The organism is Tolypothrix sp. FACHB-123, assembly GCF_014697075.1.
Classification (GTDB): Bacteria; Cyanobacteriota; Cyanobacteriia; order Cyanobacteriales; family Nostocaceae; genus Aulosira.
This window is the reverse complement of sequence record NZ_JACJRE010000029.1, coordinates 1-14,315: the sequence shown is the minus strand read 5'-3', so window position 1 is coordinate 14,315 and position 14,315 is coordinate 1. Positions and strand designations below refer to the sequence as shown.

13 protein-coding genes and 1 tRNA gene are annotated in these 14,315 nt (G+C 39.8%); 8 read left to right on the top strand and 6 right to left on the bottom strand.

Annotated features, from left to right (window positions below; genetic code table 11):
* Positions 1 to 133: 133 nt before the first annotated feature.
* Together H6G41_RS19090 and H6G41_RS19085 are read right to left on the bottom strand one after the other, a co-directional pair.
* Positions 134 to 1,153, bottom strand: a complete 1,020-nt coding sequence (locus H6G41_RS19090) for a long-chain acyl-[acyl-carrier-protein] reductase (RefSeq protein ID WP_190747761.1) — start codon at positions 1,151 to 1,153, stop codon at positions 134 to 136.
* A gap of 195 nt (positions 1,154 to 1,348) precedes the next feature.
* The gene (locus H6G41_RS19085) at positions 1,349 to 2,044 is read right to left on the bottom strand and encodes an aldehyde oxygenase (deformylating) (RefSeq protein ID WP_190747760.1); all 696 of its coding nucleotides are present in this window, start codon (positions 2,042 to 2,044) and stop codon (positions 1,349 to 1,351) included.
* Positions 2,045 to 2,223: 179 nt separating this feature from the next.
* Between H6G41_RS19085 and H6G41_RS19080 the strand changes: the two genes are divergently transcribed.
* The 4 genes from H6G41_RS19080 to H6G41_RS19065 all read left to right on the top strand — a co-directional run bounded on the left by H6G41_RS19080 (position 2,224) and on the right by H6G41_RS19065 (position 6,681).
* Positions 2,224 to 3,051: a carbohydrate ABC transporter permease gene (locus H6G41_RS19080; protein ID WP_190747759.1), complete on the top strand. Its 828-nt coding sequence runs from the start codon at positions 2,224 to 2,226 to the stop codon at positions 3,049 to 3,051.
* Positions 3,052 to 3,476: 425 nt separating this feature from the next.
* Positions 3,477 to 4,670, top strand: a complete 1,194-nt coding sequence (locus H6G41_RS19075) for an MFS transporter (protein WP_190747758.1) — start codon at positions 3,477 to 3,479, stop codon at positions 4,668 to 4,670.
* Positions 4,671 to 4,856: 186 nt separating this feature from the next.
* A complete protein-coding gene (locus H6G41_RS19070) occupies positions 4,857 to 5,687 on the top strand; it encodes a metallophosphoesterase (RefSeq protein ID WP_190747757.1) in 831 nt (276 codons plus the stop codon).
* A gap of 163 nt (positions 5,688 to 5,850) precedes the next feature.
* On the top strand, positions 5,851 to 6,681 hold the full coding sequence (locus H6G41_RS19065; RefSeq protein WP_190747756.1) for a metallophosphoesterase: 831 nt from the start codon (positions 5,851 to 5,853) through the stop codon (positions 6,679 to 6,681).
* A 671-nt stretch (positions 6,682 to 7,352) separates the two neighbouring features.
* Here the strand turns inward: H6G41_RS19065 and H6G41_RS19060 are convergent.
* Both H6G41_RS19060 and ruvB read right to left on the bottom strand, forming a co-directional pair.
* Entirely contained in the window at positions 7,353 to 8,159 is an 807-nt protein-coding gene (locus tag H6G41_RS19060) for a tetratricopeptide repeat protein (protein WP_190747755.1), read from the bottom strand.
* 193 nt (positions 8,160 to 8,352) lie between these two features.
* Positions 8,353 to 9,456 (bottom strand): Holliday junction branch migration DNA helicase RuvB, encoded by a 1,104-nt coding sequence (gene ruvB, locus H6G41_RS19055; RefSeq protein ID WP_190747754.1) that lies wholly within the window; start codon positions 9,454 to 9,456, stop codon positions 8,353 to 8,355.
* Positions 9,457 to 9,611: 155 nt separating this feature from the next.
* Here ruvB and hisF point away from each other — a divergent pair, with 155 nt between their 5' ends.
* From hisF to H6G41_RS19040, 3 genes are all read left to right on the top strand, one after another.
* Entirely contained in the window at positions 9,612 to 10,385 is a 774-nt protein-coding gene (hisF, locus tag H6G41_RS19050) for an imidazole glycerol phosphate synthase subunit HisF (RefSeq protein WP_190747753.1), read from the top strand.
* Between the two features lie 100 nt (positions 10,386 to 10,485).
* Positions 10,486 to 10,677 carry a hypothetical protein gene (locus H6G41_RS19045; protein WP_190747752.1) on the top strand — a complete coding sequence of 64 codons (192 nt, stop codon included), beginning with the start codon at positions 10,486 to 10,488 and terminating at the stop codon, positions 10,675 to 10,677.
* Positions 10,678 to 10,779: 102 nt separating this feature from the next.
* Positions 10,780 to 10,852: transfer RNA gene (locus H6G41_RS19040), tRNA-Ala, on the top strand.
* A gap of 190 nt (positions 10,853 to 11,042) precedes the next feature.
* On the opposite strand, the gene H6G41_RS19035 is transcribed toward H6G41_RS19040, so the two are convergent.
* A complete protein-coding gene (locus tag H6G41_RS19035; RefSeq protein ID WP_190747751.1) occupies positions 11,043 to 11,378 on the bottom strand; it encodes a rhodanese-like domain-containing protein in 336 nt (111 codons plus the stop codon).
* Positions 11,379 to 11,535: 157 nt separating this feature from the next.
* Between H6G41_RS19035 and mutL the strand changes: the two genes are divergently transcribed.
* Complete coding sequence (gene mutL / locus H6G41_RS19030; protein ID WP_190747750.1) at positions 11,536 to 13,218, top strand: DNA mismatch repair endonuclease MutL; 1,683 nt, start codon at positions 11,536 to 11,538, stop codon at positions 13,216 to 13,218.
* A gap of 3 nt (positions 13,219 to 13,221) precedes the next feature.
* Here mutL and H6G41_RS19025 read toward each other — a convergent pair whose 3' ends face one another.
* A complete protein-coding gene (locus H6G41_RS19025; RefSeq protein ID WP_242037975.1) occupies positions 13,222 to 14,175 on the bottom strand; it encodes an NAD(P)/FAD-dependent oxidoreductase in 954 nt (317 codons plus the stop codon).
* Positions 14,176 to 14,315: the final 140 nt, after the last annotated feature.

The following is a 14,315-nucleotide window of genomic DNA, read 5'->3' as shown; positions in this document are numbered from 1 at the left end:
AAAGTGAAGATGTAATTCAGAAAGTGGGAGCGCTTAGGGAAGAAAAAGAGTTAAATTCGATGTCTAAGTTCTCTTTTAACCCCTATATTCTTCTACTCTCTAGCCCCTAGCCCCTAGTCCCTAGCCCCTAGTTCTAAACTAGCAGTGGTCTAAATCCATGCTTAACTGAAACCTGACCAATCTGCTCCATTTTGTCTACGGTAATCTGATTGCGCCCCCAAGAAAAGTTCGTATATAACTTCTCAAACTCCAGAAGCATAGATTCCGCAAAACAAGCAAATAACTGCCTTGCAGGTACTTCCATATTGACTATTTTCATGATTTTCCAGTCAATATCTAGAGAATGTTCGACAATCCCACCGTTTAACACATATACGCCAGGATGCTGAATTTTTGTCCCTAAATTTTTCGGATAGCCACCATCAATCAACAAACAAGGTTGCTTCAAAACCTTGGGGTTAATTTCCACACCTTTAGGCATACTAGCCACCCAAACGACAATATCAGCTTCGGGTAGAGCTTCATCTAAGGACATAATTTTGCCCCGCCCTAATTCATCTTGTAGATATTGCAGCCGTTCTTGGTTACGGGCGATTAGCAGTAGTTCTTTGACATCTGTTTTCGCATCTAGCCAGCGGGTTACTGCACTACCAATATCTCCCGTTGCGCCACATACAGCTACAGTGGCTTTGGATAACTCAATCCCTAATTGTTTTGATGCTTGTTCCACCTGCCGACAAATAATATAAGCAGTATGTGTATTACCTGTGGTAAAGCGTTCAAACTCTAGTTTAATATTACGAACTTGGCTAAACTGTTCCAAGTTAAAGTTTTCAAAGATGATGGAAGAAAACCCGCCTAAAGCTGTGATATTAATCCCATGCTTTTGGGCATGAGCCATAGCGTTAAGGATCTTGCGTGTCGCTGCTTTAATCCGGCGATTTGCCAGCATCTCTGGTAAAAAGCAGGATTCTACATACTTGCCTTCAATTTTTTGTCCAGTAACACTAGTAACGGTAATGTTATCGACAATTTGCGGCGGGGCGCTGCACCAAAAATCTAGCCCTTGATCGGCATATTCTGGGTATCCCAATTCTTGAGCTACGGATTGAGCGTGTTCCAAACTAGTCAGATGTCCAATTAGACCAAACATGTATTGATATATTAGGCGCGTGGTGCGTCGAAAGCGTGGAATTAAGTGAGTTAAGAGGGATGAACTTACTCTTAAAAATACTACACAAAGCGTAAGATTCATTAGGGGCAACAATGTCAACTACAAGGATGAAGGTATGAAATTGTCAATTTCCACCTTCATGCTGCTTTCTTCAGTTACCCCTATGAGTTATGTTTAAGCGGCTGTAAGTCCGTAAGCTGATAGGCGCATGATGTCGCGAGTGCTGAAGCCAATGTTACTTAGGGCTTCCCCGTACTGAATCATAAAGTCTTCAACCAAAGCATCTTTTTCCATTGCCAATACTTGAGCATCATCTGCAACTCGGTTGAGCATTTTCCACACAATTGGCAAGTTTTGTCGATTTGCTTCTTCGAGTTCAGCTTTGGATTCTGTAAAGTTTGCTTTCAACCACTCTTCACCAAAGTTAAGATGACTGTACTCATCTTTGACTACGCCCTCAGTAATTTTGCGGGCAAAATCATCGGCAACAGGGATATAGATGTTGTATGCGGCGATCGCAAAACATTCAATGATCAAAGACTGAATCAGCAAGCAAGTAACTACCTTACCTTCTGCTGCTGCTTTTTGGAAGTTGGAGTGCAATTGTGAGAAAAAATCTTGAGCAAATTGCAGATCTGGCACTACCTGTAAATTGCGTCCACAAGCTTCAAATCCTTTCTTGTGACGACTTTCCATTTTCGATAGGCGAATCAATTGCTCTTGATAAGCTGGCAACAGTTGCGCCAATTGGATGTAATTATCATAAGCTTCCTGTTCACCTTCAATGACAATTCCATTGATACGACTATATGCATCTTTGTATTGTTCGCTGTGGAAATCAATTTCAGATTGCTCTGTCATCTGCTGCATGTTATGTTTACCCCTGTAAACGTGAATCATTTGATACCAAAAATAAATCTACCCTATGAGTTTAGGGTAATGATCACTGTGATTTAATTTAACTTAACAAGTCACTATATTTATAGATTAGCTTTTACTGGGGGCGATGCTCTACTAGTACAAACATAAATACAAAGAAAGCAATGCGTATGTCTAAACCCAGCTGGAATCTGAAATTCACCGATTTCTTGAGCCTCGCAGTTTTACTAATAGGCGCTTTTATCGTTTTGCTACCTCTGTTTGTGGTTTTCTTGACTTCTTTGGCTCCCGCAGGGGTAACAGCAGAAGGTTTAGCGAAAAATAACTGGACATTAGCTAATTATCGGGATGCCTGGCAGCGTGGTAAATTTTTATTGGCGTTTGCTAATTCTACCTTAGTAGCGATCGCAGTGACAGGGTTTCAGATTGTAACTTCGGCATTAGCAGGTTATGCCCTAGCAAGATTGAAATTTCGAGGTAGACAAGCACTGCTGTTGATTGTCATAGCAACTTTAGTAATTCCCTTTCAATTGTTGGTGATTCCAGTATTTTTGGTGTTGAAGTGGGGACATTTAATCAATACCTATGGAGCTTTGATTCTCCCAACGGCTGTAAACGGTTTTGGCATTTTTTTGTTACGTCAATATTTTCAAACAATTCCCGTCGAGTTAGAAGAAGCCGCAACCATCGACGGGGCGAATCGCTGGCAAATTTTGTGGCGAGTTATGTTACCTTTAGCGCGCCCTGCTTTAGTAACCCTGTTTTTGTTCACCTTTATTGGTGAATGGAACGATTTATTTAAACCTTTGGTATTTACTACACGTCCGGAATTAAAAACAGTACAACTAGCATTAGCAGAGTTTCAGGAACAATTTACCAATAATTGGCCTTTGATGATGGCAGCGGTAACAATTGCAACTGTACCAGTAATGCTACTATTTCTCATCGGTCAGCGCCAGTTTATTCGTGGTATAGCAACTACAGGAATTAAGAATTAGCGAGTCTTGTAACAATTGACTGTGACTTTTTTAACAAATGACCTTTCAAAAGGGTATTTCGTGATGGGGATAAACCCCTAGGTGTATTGACTGCAAAGTTAATAAAATGAAAAATATTTGTTGCTTGGTAATTAAGAAATTATCCTGCTGCTTGCTGTATGGAGGCATTTTTAGCCGGAAAATTAAAAGTGCAAAATAATACTTGAGTACCAGCAAAATAAGCTTCTAGCAAAATGAGTTATTTAGTGATTTTTCACCTTAATAAATAGTTATTGTCCAAGAAGTGCATATTTCCTCAAAGCTAACCCTAAGTATCAATTAATAAGTGGGTTGCGATCTCAGCATTATGCCAATTATAATGCGATTTTTCCTATCAGACTTGTCCTAGAATCGCACCACTGGTACAAGAAAGTGAGGCATTGATTATGGTGAAATCTTACGATGCTCGTACAGAGATTTTATGGCAACAAGTTTGGGGTTTAGCTGCTTTGTTAGCGGCAGTTATCTTCAGTTGGATAGTGTATAGTTTCTATCAGCCAAAAATTTTACATAAGCTAGAATTTGCTGAATTAGCCAGTTGGTTAGGGATTATTCCATGGTTATTAGCTACTGTCATAGAACCGATAATAGGTAAATTTTCCGATCGCCTGCAACAGTTTGTCGGTAATCGCCTACCTATAATTAGTATCGGGGTAACATTAGCTGGTTTAATTTTGGCGATTATCTCTCTATTAGTAGAACAGGATTTACCAGAAAAAATTCGTTGGTTCGTACCTGTACTGATGACTTTTTGGCTAATAGTAATAATTATTTTTCGCAGCCCGGCGATCGCATTATTAATACAGTTCGCACCTATTAGTGAATTACCCCAAGCTAATGCGGTTTTAGTCTTCGTTTTTGGCTTTGTGGCTGCGCTTGAACCATTGTTAAGAATATTTCTGAATAATTTAGGTGCATCAATAACTTTTTTATTAGCAGCGATCACTTTGATGATGGGAGCGTATATTTTGCGATCGTTAGTACCTCTACATACCTGGAAACCTTATCCAGTCAATGAAGAAGCTCCTAATAAGGCTCCAACTTTATTATTAATTTTACTGTTTGTAGTTGGTTTAGGTACAGGATTAGAAGTAAATTTATTAATGTCAATATTTCCCCAAGAATTACAAAGTCAATTCCCGGCGGTGAGATTAGAATTTATTACCTCTGGCATACTGATAGTATGTGCGATCGCTGCTGTTATTTTTGGCGAATGGACAGCGCAGATAGGTGCTAATAAAGCTTTATTACTCGGCTTAGGTAGCCTAACAGGTTTAATGGGGCTAGCATTATTAAATGATATCGATACATTTATTGTTGGTTATATTTTTGCTTTTGGTGTCAGTTTTAGCTTAATTTTTGTCAGCATGATTCCTTTCTGTTTAGGAAAGTTAGCACCACATCAAGCAGGTTTAGCTACTGGTTTATTTTTTGGCGGTGCTGCTGGGGCTATGGCTTTAGTGTCGCTGTTAGTTAAACAAGCAATTATCGGCTCGTTAGGAGCGTTTTTACTGTCTGAGGTGGCTTTTTTTGTAGTGGCTGGATGTGTGGCTATAGCGAAGAAAATTCAAATTAGCTAATTGTTACACCTTCTTAACTCTATTTTTAAAATCTACAGCCCAACTAAATTGGAATTATTTAAGTATAAATGCGCAAAAAGCTACCAAAGTTCATGAATTTTTCAAGAAGTTGTGTAATTGTCACAGGCGATCGCATAATTTTTAGTTAAGCTATAAGCGCTAATATTCGGAACGATCGCGCACTTTATGCACTGGTTACTATCTGGGTCGTTGAGTATAGAGAAGTTGACCGTAAAGATTGCAGATTTACCAGCTTCCTTACAAGGTAAGAAGCTGGTGCAAATGTCAGATTTCCATTATGATGATTTGTGCTTATCGTCAGCGATGTTAAAAAAAGCGATCGCACTTACTAATCAAGCCGAACCAGATTTAATTTTATTGACTGGTGACTATGTCAACGATAATCCAAAACCCATTCATAAATTAGCTTTACATCTAAAAAATCTTCAAAGTCGCGCTGGTATTTATGCCATATTAGGTAACCACGATATCTGTTACCAACACTCACAAATAGAAATTACAGAGGCGCTAAATAACATTGGTGTTCGGGTTCTCTGGAATGAAATCGCCTATCCCTTAGGAAAAGAATTACCCTTAGTTGGTTTAGCGGATTTTTACTCAAGAGAATTTAACCCCATAGCAGTAATGAACCAGCTAGATAACAATATTCCGCGCATTGTTTTATCTCATAATCCCGATACTGCGGAATTATTGCAAACATGGCGAGTAGATTTACAATTATCTGGTCATACTCATGGCGGACAAATCGTCATTCCCGGGTTGGGGCCTGCATTACAGTATTACAGAAAAATAGTGCAAAAAATTCCTAAAAAATTACGAAATCGAATTCCCTATGTTCGCGGCGATAAATTTGTAATACACCATTGGGAATGGGCCCAGGGTTTACATCAACTAGGAAAAAATCAATTATACATCAATCGCGGATTAGGAACTTATCTCCCCGGGCGTTTATTTTGCCCGCCAGAAGTGACAGTCATGACGTTACAACGTTGGTAATTTAGTAGCAAAATTGCAAATAATTTAGTAATTAAATTGATTATTTTACGTATTACATATTTTCTCAATATATAAAAAGTGCTGTATTTTATAGCAATTAATTAAGATTGATTTTATTTTTTGGTAAGCTGTAAACGCTGCTATTGGGAGTTTTTATTGGATTATGCATTGGTTATTTACAGGACATTTAAGAGTAGATAAAATCACGGTTAAGATTGCGGATCTACCTGCATCTTTAGTAGGGATAAAGATTGTACAATTGTCTGATTTTCATTATGATGGAATGCGGCTATCGGAAGCTATGCTAGCAGAAGCGATCGCACTAAGTAATGAAGCTGAACCCGATTTAGTTGTCTTAACTGGTGACTATGTTACTGACGATCCCTCCCCAATTTATAAATTGGTGCAACGACTAAAATATTTAGAAAGTCGTTATGGTATCTATGCCATACTTGGTAACCATGATATCCATTACAATCACTCAAAATCAGAAATTACAGATGCTTTTACTAGCATTGGTGTTAATGTTTTATGGAATCAAATTGCCTATCCATTAGGTAAAGAATTAGCCTTAGTCGGCTTAGCTGATTATTGGTCGCGAGAATTTAAACCTGCGCCAGTCATCAATCAACTAGACTCCGCTACACCGCGCATCGTTTTATCTCACAACCCAGATACCGCTAAAATATTGGAACAATGGCGCGTAGATTTACAGTTATCTGGTCACACTCACGGCGGACATATCGTATTACCAGGTCTTGGGCCTCTAGTATTTCACTATAAAAAGTTGTTGAAAAAATTACCCAAAAAATTGCGGCTTTGGGTATCGTTATTGTTAGGAGATTTCTCAAAAGTGGTGCGCTATTGGGAATGGGCCCAAGGGTTTCACCAAGTAGGCAATAATCAGTTATACGTTAACCGAGGCTTAGGAACTTATCGCCCAGGACGCTTGTTTTGTCCGCCAGAAGTTACAGTAATTACTTTAATTAGTTAATAGTCAGTTGTCAGTTGTCAGCGATGCACTGAGCTTGTCGAAGTGTTGTCAGTTGTCACTGGTGATTAGTTATTCATTTTCTGCTTCACAGTTTTAACTTTGGACTATTGACTATTGACTAACATAGTTGAAACCGCCTCAAGCTACGATGGGAGAATATCAGCAGCTTGGGCGGTTCCTTGAGAACGCAATCGTTCGAGAAAATTTTAAAATTCAGAGGGAATAACTAAACTAATGTTAACGGTGAACAACTTTCGCAACCCCATCTCTAAACCAGAACTGCTTGTGCATCCAAGATTCAACTAGGCAGGTATTTCTGGCTGTGCGTTCAATCACCTCCACAACAATTATCAATCAATGAGCTTCAGGCGAAAACACTTTCAACGGATGCGACAATTGAGTGGGGAAATGCGAGGAGATTAGAGCAGGAGGCACAGGCTCTAATGTGAAAGGTTTGGATGAACTTTTAACCTTTTTGTACCTTGCTCTTAATTTAGCACTTTATTTTTTACCTGCACCATGTATTTACTAAACTTGATCGGTATTTATTTATTGCAATAATTTAGCAATATTTCTTAAAAATCTACTTCTTTAATGAAGAGAACTCACCAATAATATTGATGAGTTCCTAGTTAAGACCGAAAGTCCTTGATGAATGCAGGAGTAATCTTTTACTGAAGTTTCAAAAATCTATCTAAAGCAGCCACCATACTAGGAGGCCAACGGCGGGTATTTTGTACCCAATCAATATCTTTATAGCGGTTGTCCAGTCCATAAGCTGCTACCCAATTGCTCTCAGCTTCGCCTTTATTTCCTGTTACCCAATAAGCAGCAGTCAAAGCCGCACGCATATCGGCAAATTTTGGATATTTACGGATAATATTTCGCATTTCGCGAATTGCTGGCTCAATTTGTCCAGTTTCATACAAAGCTAAGGCGTAGTTGGCACGAGCAAAGGCAAAATTTGGGGCAATTTCCACAGATTTTTTATAGTCCGCGATCGCATCTTCCCATTTACCTAAACCAGATTTGGCATTACCACGATTGTTATATGCCATCGCATCTTTAGGATCTAGTTCTAGGACATGATTATAATCTGCGATCGCCTCTGACCATTTACCCAAACCTTCCAATGCTGTACCCCGATTTAAATAAGGATCGGTAACATTGGGTGCTAATTCTATGGCTTTGTTGTAATCTGTCAATGCAGCTTGTAATTTATTCTGACTTACGCGAGAATTCCCGCGATTACTCCATGCACCTGCATTGGTAGGAAATTGCTCAATTATCTGTGTCCAGTAATCTTCAGCTTTGGCAAAATCACCCTGATTTGTGGCTGCAAACGCCTGATTTGCCCACTCATTTCCCTGTTCTAATTGCTCTTGCGTAAATTCGGGTTGTGGAGATTGTGCCATGACTGGTGTCGCCCAGCCAAACACAACCAGCAGACTGAGAAAAATACTAATTAACTGAATCATCTAATTTGTCGATCTGTGTCTATCTGTAATGGGAAGGGGGGTTAGGGGCTAGAGGCTAGGGGCTAGAGGCTAGGGACTAGGAACTAAGGGACAAGGAGGAAAATTCTTGACTATTGACTATTGACCAATGCCCAATGCCCAATGCCCAATGCCCCATGCCCCATACCCCATACCCATTTCTTATCTAAAATCATTACAGCAAAGACATCTGTTCGTTAGGTGGCTTAAAACCTAAATGTTTGTATGCTGCGGTTGTGGCTGTTCTTCCACGGGGGGTGCGGCTGAGATAGCCAATTTGCATCAAATATGGTTCGTAAACTTCTTCAATTGTTTGGGTATCTTCACCTGTAGCGGCGGCGATGGTTTCTAAGCCGACTGGCCCGCCATTAAATTGTTCAATTATGACACTCAACATTTTGCGGTCTGTCCAATCTAAACCGCAGGGGTCTACCTGGAATAGCTGTAATGCTTCCCCAGCAATACTTTGGTTAATTTCTCCAGATTTCTTGACTTCCGCATAATCCCGTACACGCTTTAGTAGCCGATTTGCTATCCGTGGCGTCCCGCGCGATCGCTTAGCAATTTCTGTTGCCCCATCTTCTGTAATTGGGGTCTGGAGTAATTGGGCAGTCCGGAGTACAATTTTGCTGAGTTCATCAACTTCATAAAATCGCAGTTTTTGCACCAAGCCAAAGCGATCGCGTAATGGTGAAGTTAAAGCACCTACACGAGTTGTGGCTCCCACCAGCGTAAATTTGGCTAAAGGTAAACTGCGGATGCGGGCACTGGAACCTTTACCGATGGTAATATCTAAGCGATAATCTTCCATCGCTGGATAGAGAATTTCTTCTGTCATCCGCGAAAGTCGATGAATTTCATCAACAAACAGAATATCCCCTGGTTTTAAGTTCACAAGTAGCCCTACAATATCCCGTGGACGTTCTAGTGCTGGCGCACTGGTAATTTTGTAGTTTACCCCCATTTCTGATGCTAAAATCATTGCCATTGTGGTTTTACCCAATCCCGGCGGCCCGTATAGTAGCAAATGATCCAGCACTTCACTTCTTGACTTAGCAGCTTTGATGGCAATGTCTAGCACATCTTTTAAGTCTTTTTGGCCAATGTAATCGGCGAATCGCTGTGGCCGAATACTTTCTTCCTGCTTACCTTGTTCATCCAGCGCAGCTTCAGCTTGTAAAAGTTCTTGATGGGAAGAATCTTTCACCGATTCCTGATGCTGCTTTCCTGGTTGTCCATTGGGTTCTTGAGGCTGTTTTTTCGAGGAGATAATCGCCATAATTCAGCTATCAACTTTAACTTGAGGACTATGTGAGTGCCATTGAGGCTACAAAACTAGGCATAAACAAGGCATACAAAGATTTTCGCTTGAGAATACGCACGCCCATTTAAAATTTAAATTCCGGACAATTACCCAGGAGTTAAAAAAATTTTATGTTATCTAAAAGAATCTTACCTTGCTTAGATGTTAAGGCGGGACGGGTTGTTAAAGGAGTTAACTTTGTTGATCTCAAAGATGCGGGCGATCCGGTAGAACTGGCAAAGGTTTACAATGATGCCGGTGCCGATGAGTTAGTGTTTCTGGATATTACCGCGACTCATGAAGACCGAGACACAATTATTGATGTAGTTTACCGAACTGCTGAACAGGTCTTTATTCCCCTGACTGTGGGTGGGGGAATTCAAACCTTAGAAAATGTTAAAGGTTTGTTACGAGCCGGGGCAGACAAGGTTAGTATTAATTCTGCGGCAGTACGTGACCCAGACCTCATTAATCGGGCAAGCGATCGCTTTGGTAATCAATGCATAGTAGTTGCTATTGATGCTAGACGCAGAAATGACCCACAAAACCCAGGCTGGGATGTGTACGTGCGAGGTGGTAGAGAAAATACAGGTAAAGATGCCTTACTTTGGGCAAAGGAAGTTGAAAAGCGGGGAGCCGGAGAATTGCTAGTCACAAGTATGGATGCTGATGGTACTCAAGCCGGTTATGACCTGGAATTGACAAAATCTATCGCTAATGCTGTCCAAATTCCCGTAATTGCCTCTGGTGGTGCTGGAAATTGCGAACATATCCACGCTGCACTCACTGAAGGTAAGGCTGAAGCCGCTTTACTAGCATCACTTTTACATTATGGGCAATTGAGCGTCGAACAAATCAAAAATTATCTGCGCGATCGCTCTATTCCAGTAAGAATGCTTACCTAAATCATGAATTATCCTTATAGCCACATCTATCCCAGGTCAGAGACGCTTCCTCCAAACAGTGTTAATATGAATTAACTAGTATGAATAAATATTAACAAATATGTTGATTCCTATTTTATTATTTGACGTAGCACTGGTAGCTTGGTCGCTGCACCTAATGGAGAAAGCCTTTGAAAACAAGGAATTCTCATTAATGTTAGCCGGCACCTTAGTGGCCCTGGCAGCAGCTGCAATGTTAGTAGTTTACTTTCTGATGGGGCACTGTATGAGCTACCTGCTACAAGTTTCTTAAGCTAAGCACTCAGTACTTGTTTATTAGTAGCAGTGATCGCGCTTTACATTTTTATGATTGACAAACCTCATCTGTTTAGGCATAATAGATAAGGCTTCTCAAGGGGTTATAGCTCAGTTGGTAGAGCACTTCAATGGCATTGAAGGGGTCAGCGGTTCGAATCCGCTTAGCTCCACTTGTAGATTAAATAATTATTGTCAGCTTAAATGTGACTTAAATGAAGAACTTTAACTTCATATCTTGCAATTTTACCTTACAATGTAATACAAAATTTCTAAAGTTAGAGAAAATTATTGTCAATTTAGAAAAAAATGTACTGCACATGATGCAGTACACAGAAACCAAACAATATTAACAAATAATAATTAAGCACTAAGACCTTCTGTTGCACCACCAGCGGCTTTCCAGCCAGGAAGACCACCGAGGATGGCAGAAACTTCTGCAAACCCAACAGCTTTTAATGTTTGGGTAGCACTAGCTGATTGTTGATCGTCTGCACCATAAACATAGATATGGCGTTCTGTATGCAATGAAGATTTAGCTCTTTGGGCTAATTCATTTAAGGGGATGGGTATTGCACCGCTAATGTGACCTTGGTTGTAGGTATGGCGATCGCGTACATCAATAATTGTCAAAGCTGGGTGTCCCCATTCTAGACGCAGCTTTAAATCGTGGGCATCCGTGACTAAACTGTTACTCATCGGCTTTTTCCGCTTCTAAGCTTATAACCTTAAAAGCAATCTATCAAAAATCTAATTTCAATCGACATTTCTTTACAATTAATAAAAATTCTTTGAAAGCAGTAATCAAAATTGCATATTCTATTCAGTAGTTGGCTATTCGCCTACACTGTAATCTATGACATCTACTATTCACGCTTTACCAACAGAAGTCGTATATCTAATTACAGCCGGAGAGGTAATTGACTCTTTAGCAGCTGTCGTGCGCGAATTGGTAGAAAATTCTTTGGATGCAGGCGCAACGAGAATTGTTGTGTCTTTATGGCCGCAACAGTGGCAAGTCACCGTAGCCGATAATGGTTGCGGAATGAACTTAGAAGATTTGCAAAAAGCCGCTGCTACCCATAGCACCAGTAAGATTTATAGTAGTGCAGACTTATGGAAAATTAGCAGTTTAGGTTTTCGTGGCGAAGCACTTCATAGTTTGACAAATTTAGCAAGTTTAGAAATTTTAAGTCGTCCGGCAAATGAGAATTTTGGCTGGCGGGTGACTTATGCTGATGGGGGGAAAGCCCAACGAGTAGAAATCGCCGCGATCGCTCCTGGTACAGTAGTCACAGTCTCGAATTTATTTGCCAATTGTCCAGCGCGCCGTCAGGGTTTACCAGCTTTAGCTCAGCAAATGAAAGCTGTGCAAGCCACAATTCAGCAAATCGCCCTGTGTCATCCCCATGTTAACTGGCAGATTCGCCAAAATGACCGTGAATGGTTCGCTATCTATCCGGCGACATCGCTGAAAAAATTATTGCCCCAGTTTTTACCGCAAGTGAAAGAAGCTGACTTGCAAGAAGTTAAACTAGCAATAACCCAGCCAGAAAATTCTGAACTTTTATTAGTAGTAGGATTGCCAGATCGCTGTCATCGCCATCGTCCAGACTGGGTACGTGTAGCCTTTAACGGGCGGATGGTGAAGTCCCCAGAACTAGAACAAACAATTTTAACAGCCTTTCATCGCACATTACCACGCGATCGCTATCCAGTATGTTTATTACATCTTGTCATTGCTCCCGATCAAATTAACTGGAATCGCAACCCCGCAAAAACAGAAATATACCTCAACGAAGTCACCTATTGGCAAGAACAAGTTAACCAAGCAATTGAGCAAGCTCTCCGCCTCAGTTCAGCTAATATTAAAGAGTCGGTTCATATATCGCGCGTGAGTAAATTACTCAAAGCCGCAGAAGCCAAAGGCGGTTACAATTTCAATCCCAAAAATCCCCATGAAGGTGATAACAATCAAAATGCAGAAATCAGTAATCTTTACTCTTTAAAAGCTGTTGCTCAAGTTAGCAATACATATATTGTTGTGGAACATCCTCAAGGACTTTGGTTAGTAGAACAACACATTGCCCATGAAAGAGTTTTATATGAACAATTATGTGATGATTGGCAACTAATTCCTGTTGAACCGGCAATCATTCTTTATCAATTATCTCCCAAACAAGTAGCACAATTACAACGTATAAATTTAGATATAGAACCCTTTGGCGAACAACTTTGGGCAGTCCGAAATATACCTGCAATGTTGCAGCATAGAGAAGATTGCGCCGATGCAATTTTAGAACTAAGTTTAGGCGGCGATTTACAAACAGCCCAAGTAGCAGTTGCTTGTCGCAGCGCTATTCGTAATGGTACACCAATGAGTTTGCCAGAAATGCAAACACTTTTAGATCAATGGCAACGTACTCGTAACCCCCGTACCTGTCCTCATGGCAGACCAATTTATTTATCATTAGAAGAATCTGCCTTAGCAAGATTTTTCCGGCGTAATTGGGTGATTGGCAAGAGTCATGGAATTTGATTTTTAGAAAGAGAACTTTGTACTGAAAAATAATATCAATATTACTATCGTCATTAACAAAATTTGCGTAGTGCGATTACTTTTAGTTAAAATTTCTGAGTAAGATAGTTCCTGATTTTGAATCATTACAAAAGAATGAGGATAAAATATAAAAGGCAATGACTTACTCAAAACTAAACGCAAAAAGAAATTCAGACTCCATAAACGTTTTTGTAAAGGGTCTTGATTATATTGCCAAGGATAACTAATTTGGACTAACCGAATTAAAGCTTTAATATCCGGCTGGCGTATTTTCTGATATTGAGGGAGAGCTTGAGATAAATTATCTTGAGTTTCAGTCAATATTTCCTGAAAAACATAAATATCTTCTAAAGCAGAATTTACTCCTTGTCCAATATCAGGGGGAAAACAATGAACCGCATCACCAAATAAAATTACGGCTGTACCTTCATTGTTATCAGGATTACCCAAAATTTTATACAATCCCTCACAATATTGAGGAACAGGAAACTTACCTCCATCACTAGATGTAAATCTAGCAATTTCTTCTGAAGAAATAATTTTTTCTATAGGTATTTGAGGAAATGCTTGTTTAAAAAATTCTGCAATTTCTTCCTTAGTTTTTAACTGCCATATTTGATGTTCTGGATAAGCAATAATATTTGCAGTTCTGGGGAAATCCTGATTTTTTAAGGGTAATAAACCGAGAGAAATTGCTTTGTTACGCCCTTTAAAATTAGACCTAATCGCATAAGCCATTGTAGATTGCGATATATCCCCTGGTTGTTCTGATAAAGGAAATTGCGGCGGTAAACTGAGAACTTTGTATTTTAAACCAGAGCTAGGAGAAGGAAATTTCTGCATTTCAAATAAATGCGATCGCCCTGACATTTGATGCAGAGTTTCACGGACAATAGAGTTTAACCCATCACAACCCACTAAAAGATGAGGAATCAAGATCAATTGCTCGTTATCTGTCGATTGAGCAATAATTTCTGGTTCTTCAGTAGCTATTATGCCAAATTATTAGTTATAGCACTCATATAAACACAAAAAAAGCATCTTTATTTTGCCAAAAGCCTTATATGTATTGACAT

Bases quoted from the DNA above. Each gene is read 5' to 3' on its own strand.
- H6G41_RS19090 (WP_190747761.1), bottom strand. From the start codon at position 1,153: ATGTTTGGTCTAATTGGACATCTGACTAGTTTGGAACACGCTCAATCC.
- H6G41_RS19060 (WP_190747755.1), bottom strand. From the start codon at position 8,159: ATGATTCAGTTAATTAGTATTTTTCTCAGTCTGCTGGTTGTGTTTGGC.
- hisF (WP_190747753.1), top strand. From the start codon at position 9,612: ATGTTATCTAAAAGAATCTTACCTTGCTTAGATGTTAAGGCGGGACGG.
- H6G41_RS19075 (WP_190747758.1), top strand. From the start codon at position 3,477: ATGGTGAAATCTTACGATGCTCGTACAGAGATTTTATGGCAACAAGTT.
- H6G41_RS19085 (WP_190747760.1), bottom strand. From the start codon at position 2,044: ATGCAGCAGATGACAGAGCAATCTGAAATTGATTTCCACAGCGAACAA.
- ruvB (WP_190747754.1), bottom strand. From the start codon at position 9,456: ATGGCGATTATCTCCTCGAAAAAACAGCCTCAAGAACCCAATGGACAA.
- H6G41_RS19035 (WP_190747751.1), bottom strand. From the start codon at position 11,378: ATGAGTAACAGTTTAGTCACGGATGCCCACGATTTAAAGCTGCGTCTA.
- mutL (WP_190747750.1), top strand. From the start codon at position 11,536: ATGACATCTACTATTCACGCTTTACCAACAGAAGTCGTATATCTAATT.
- H6G41_RS19065 (WP_190747756.1), top strand. From the start codon at position 5,851: ATGCATTGGTTATTTACAGGACATTTAAGAGTAGATAAAATCACGGTT.
- H6G41_RS19080 (WP_190747759.1), top strand. From the start codon at position 2,224: ATGTCTAAACCCAGCTGGAATCTGAAATTCACCGATTTCTTGAGCCTC.
- H6G41_RS19070 (WP_190747757.1), top strand. From the start codon at position 4,857: ATGCACTGGTTACTATCTGGGTCGTTGAGTATAGAGAAGTTGACCGTA.
- H6G41_RS19045 (WP_190747752.1), top strand. From the start codon at position 10,486: ATGTTGATTCCTATTTTATTATTTGACGTAGCACTGGTAGCTTGGTCG.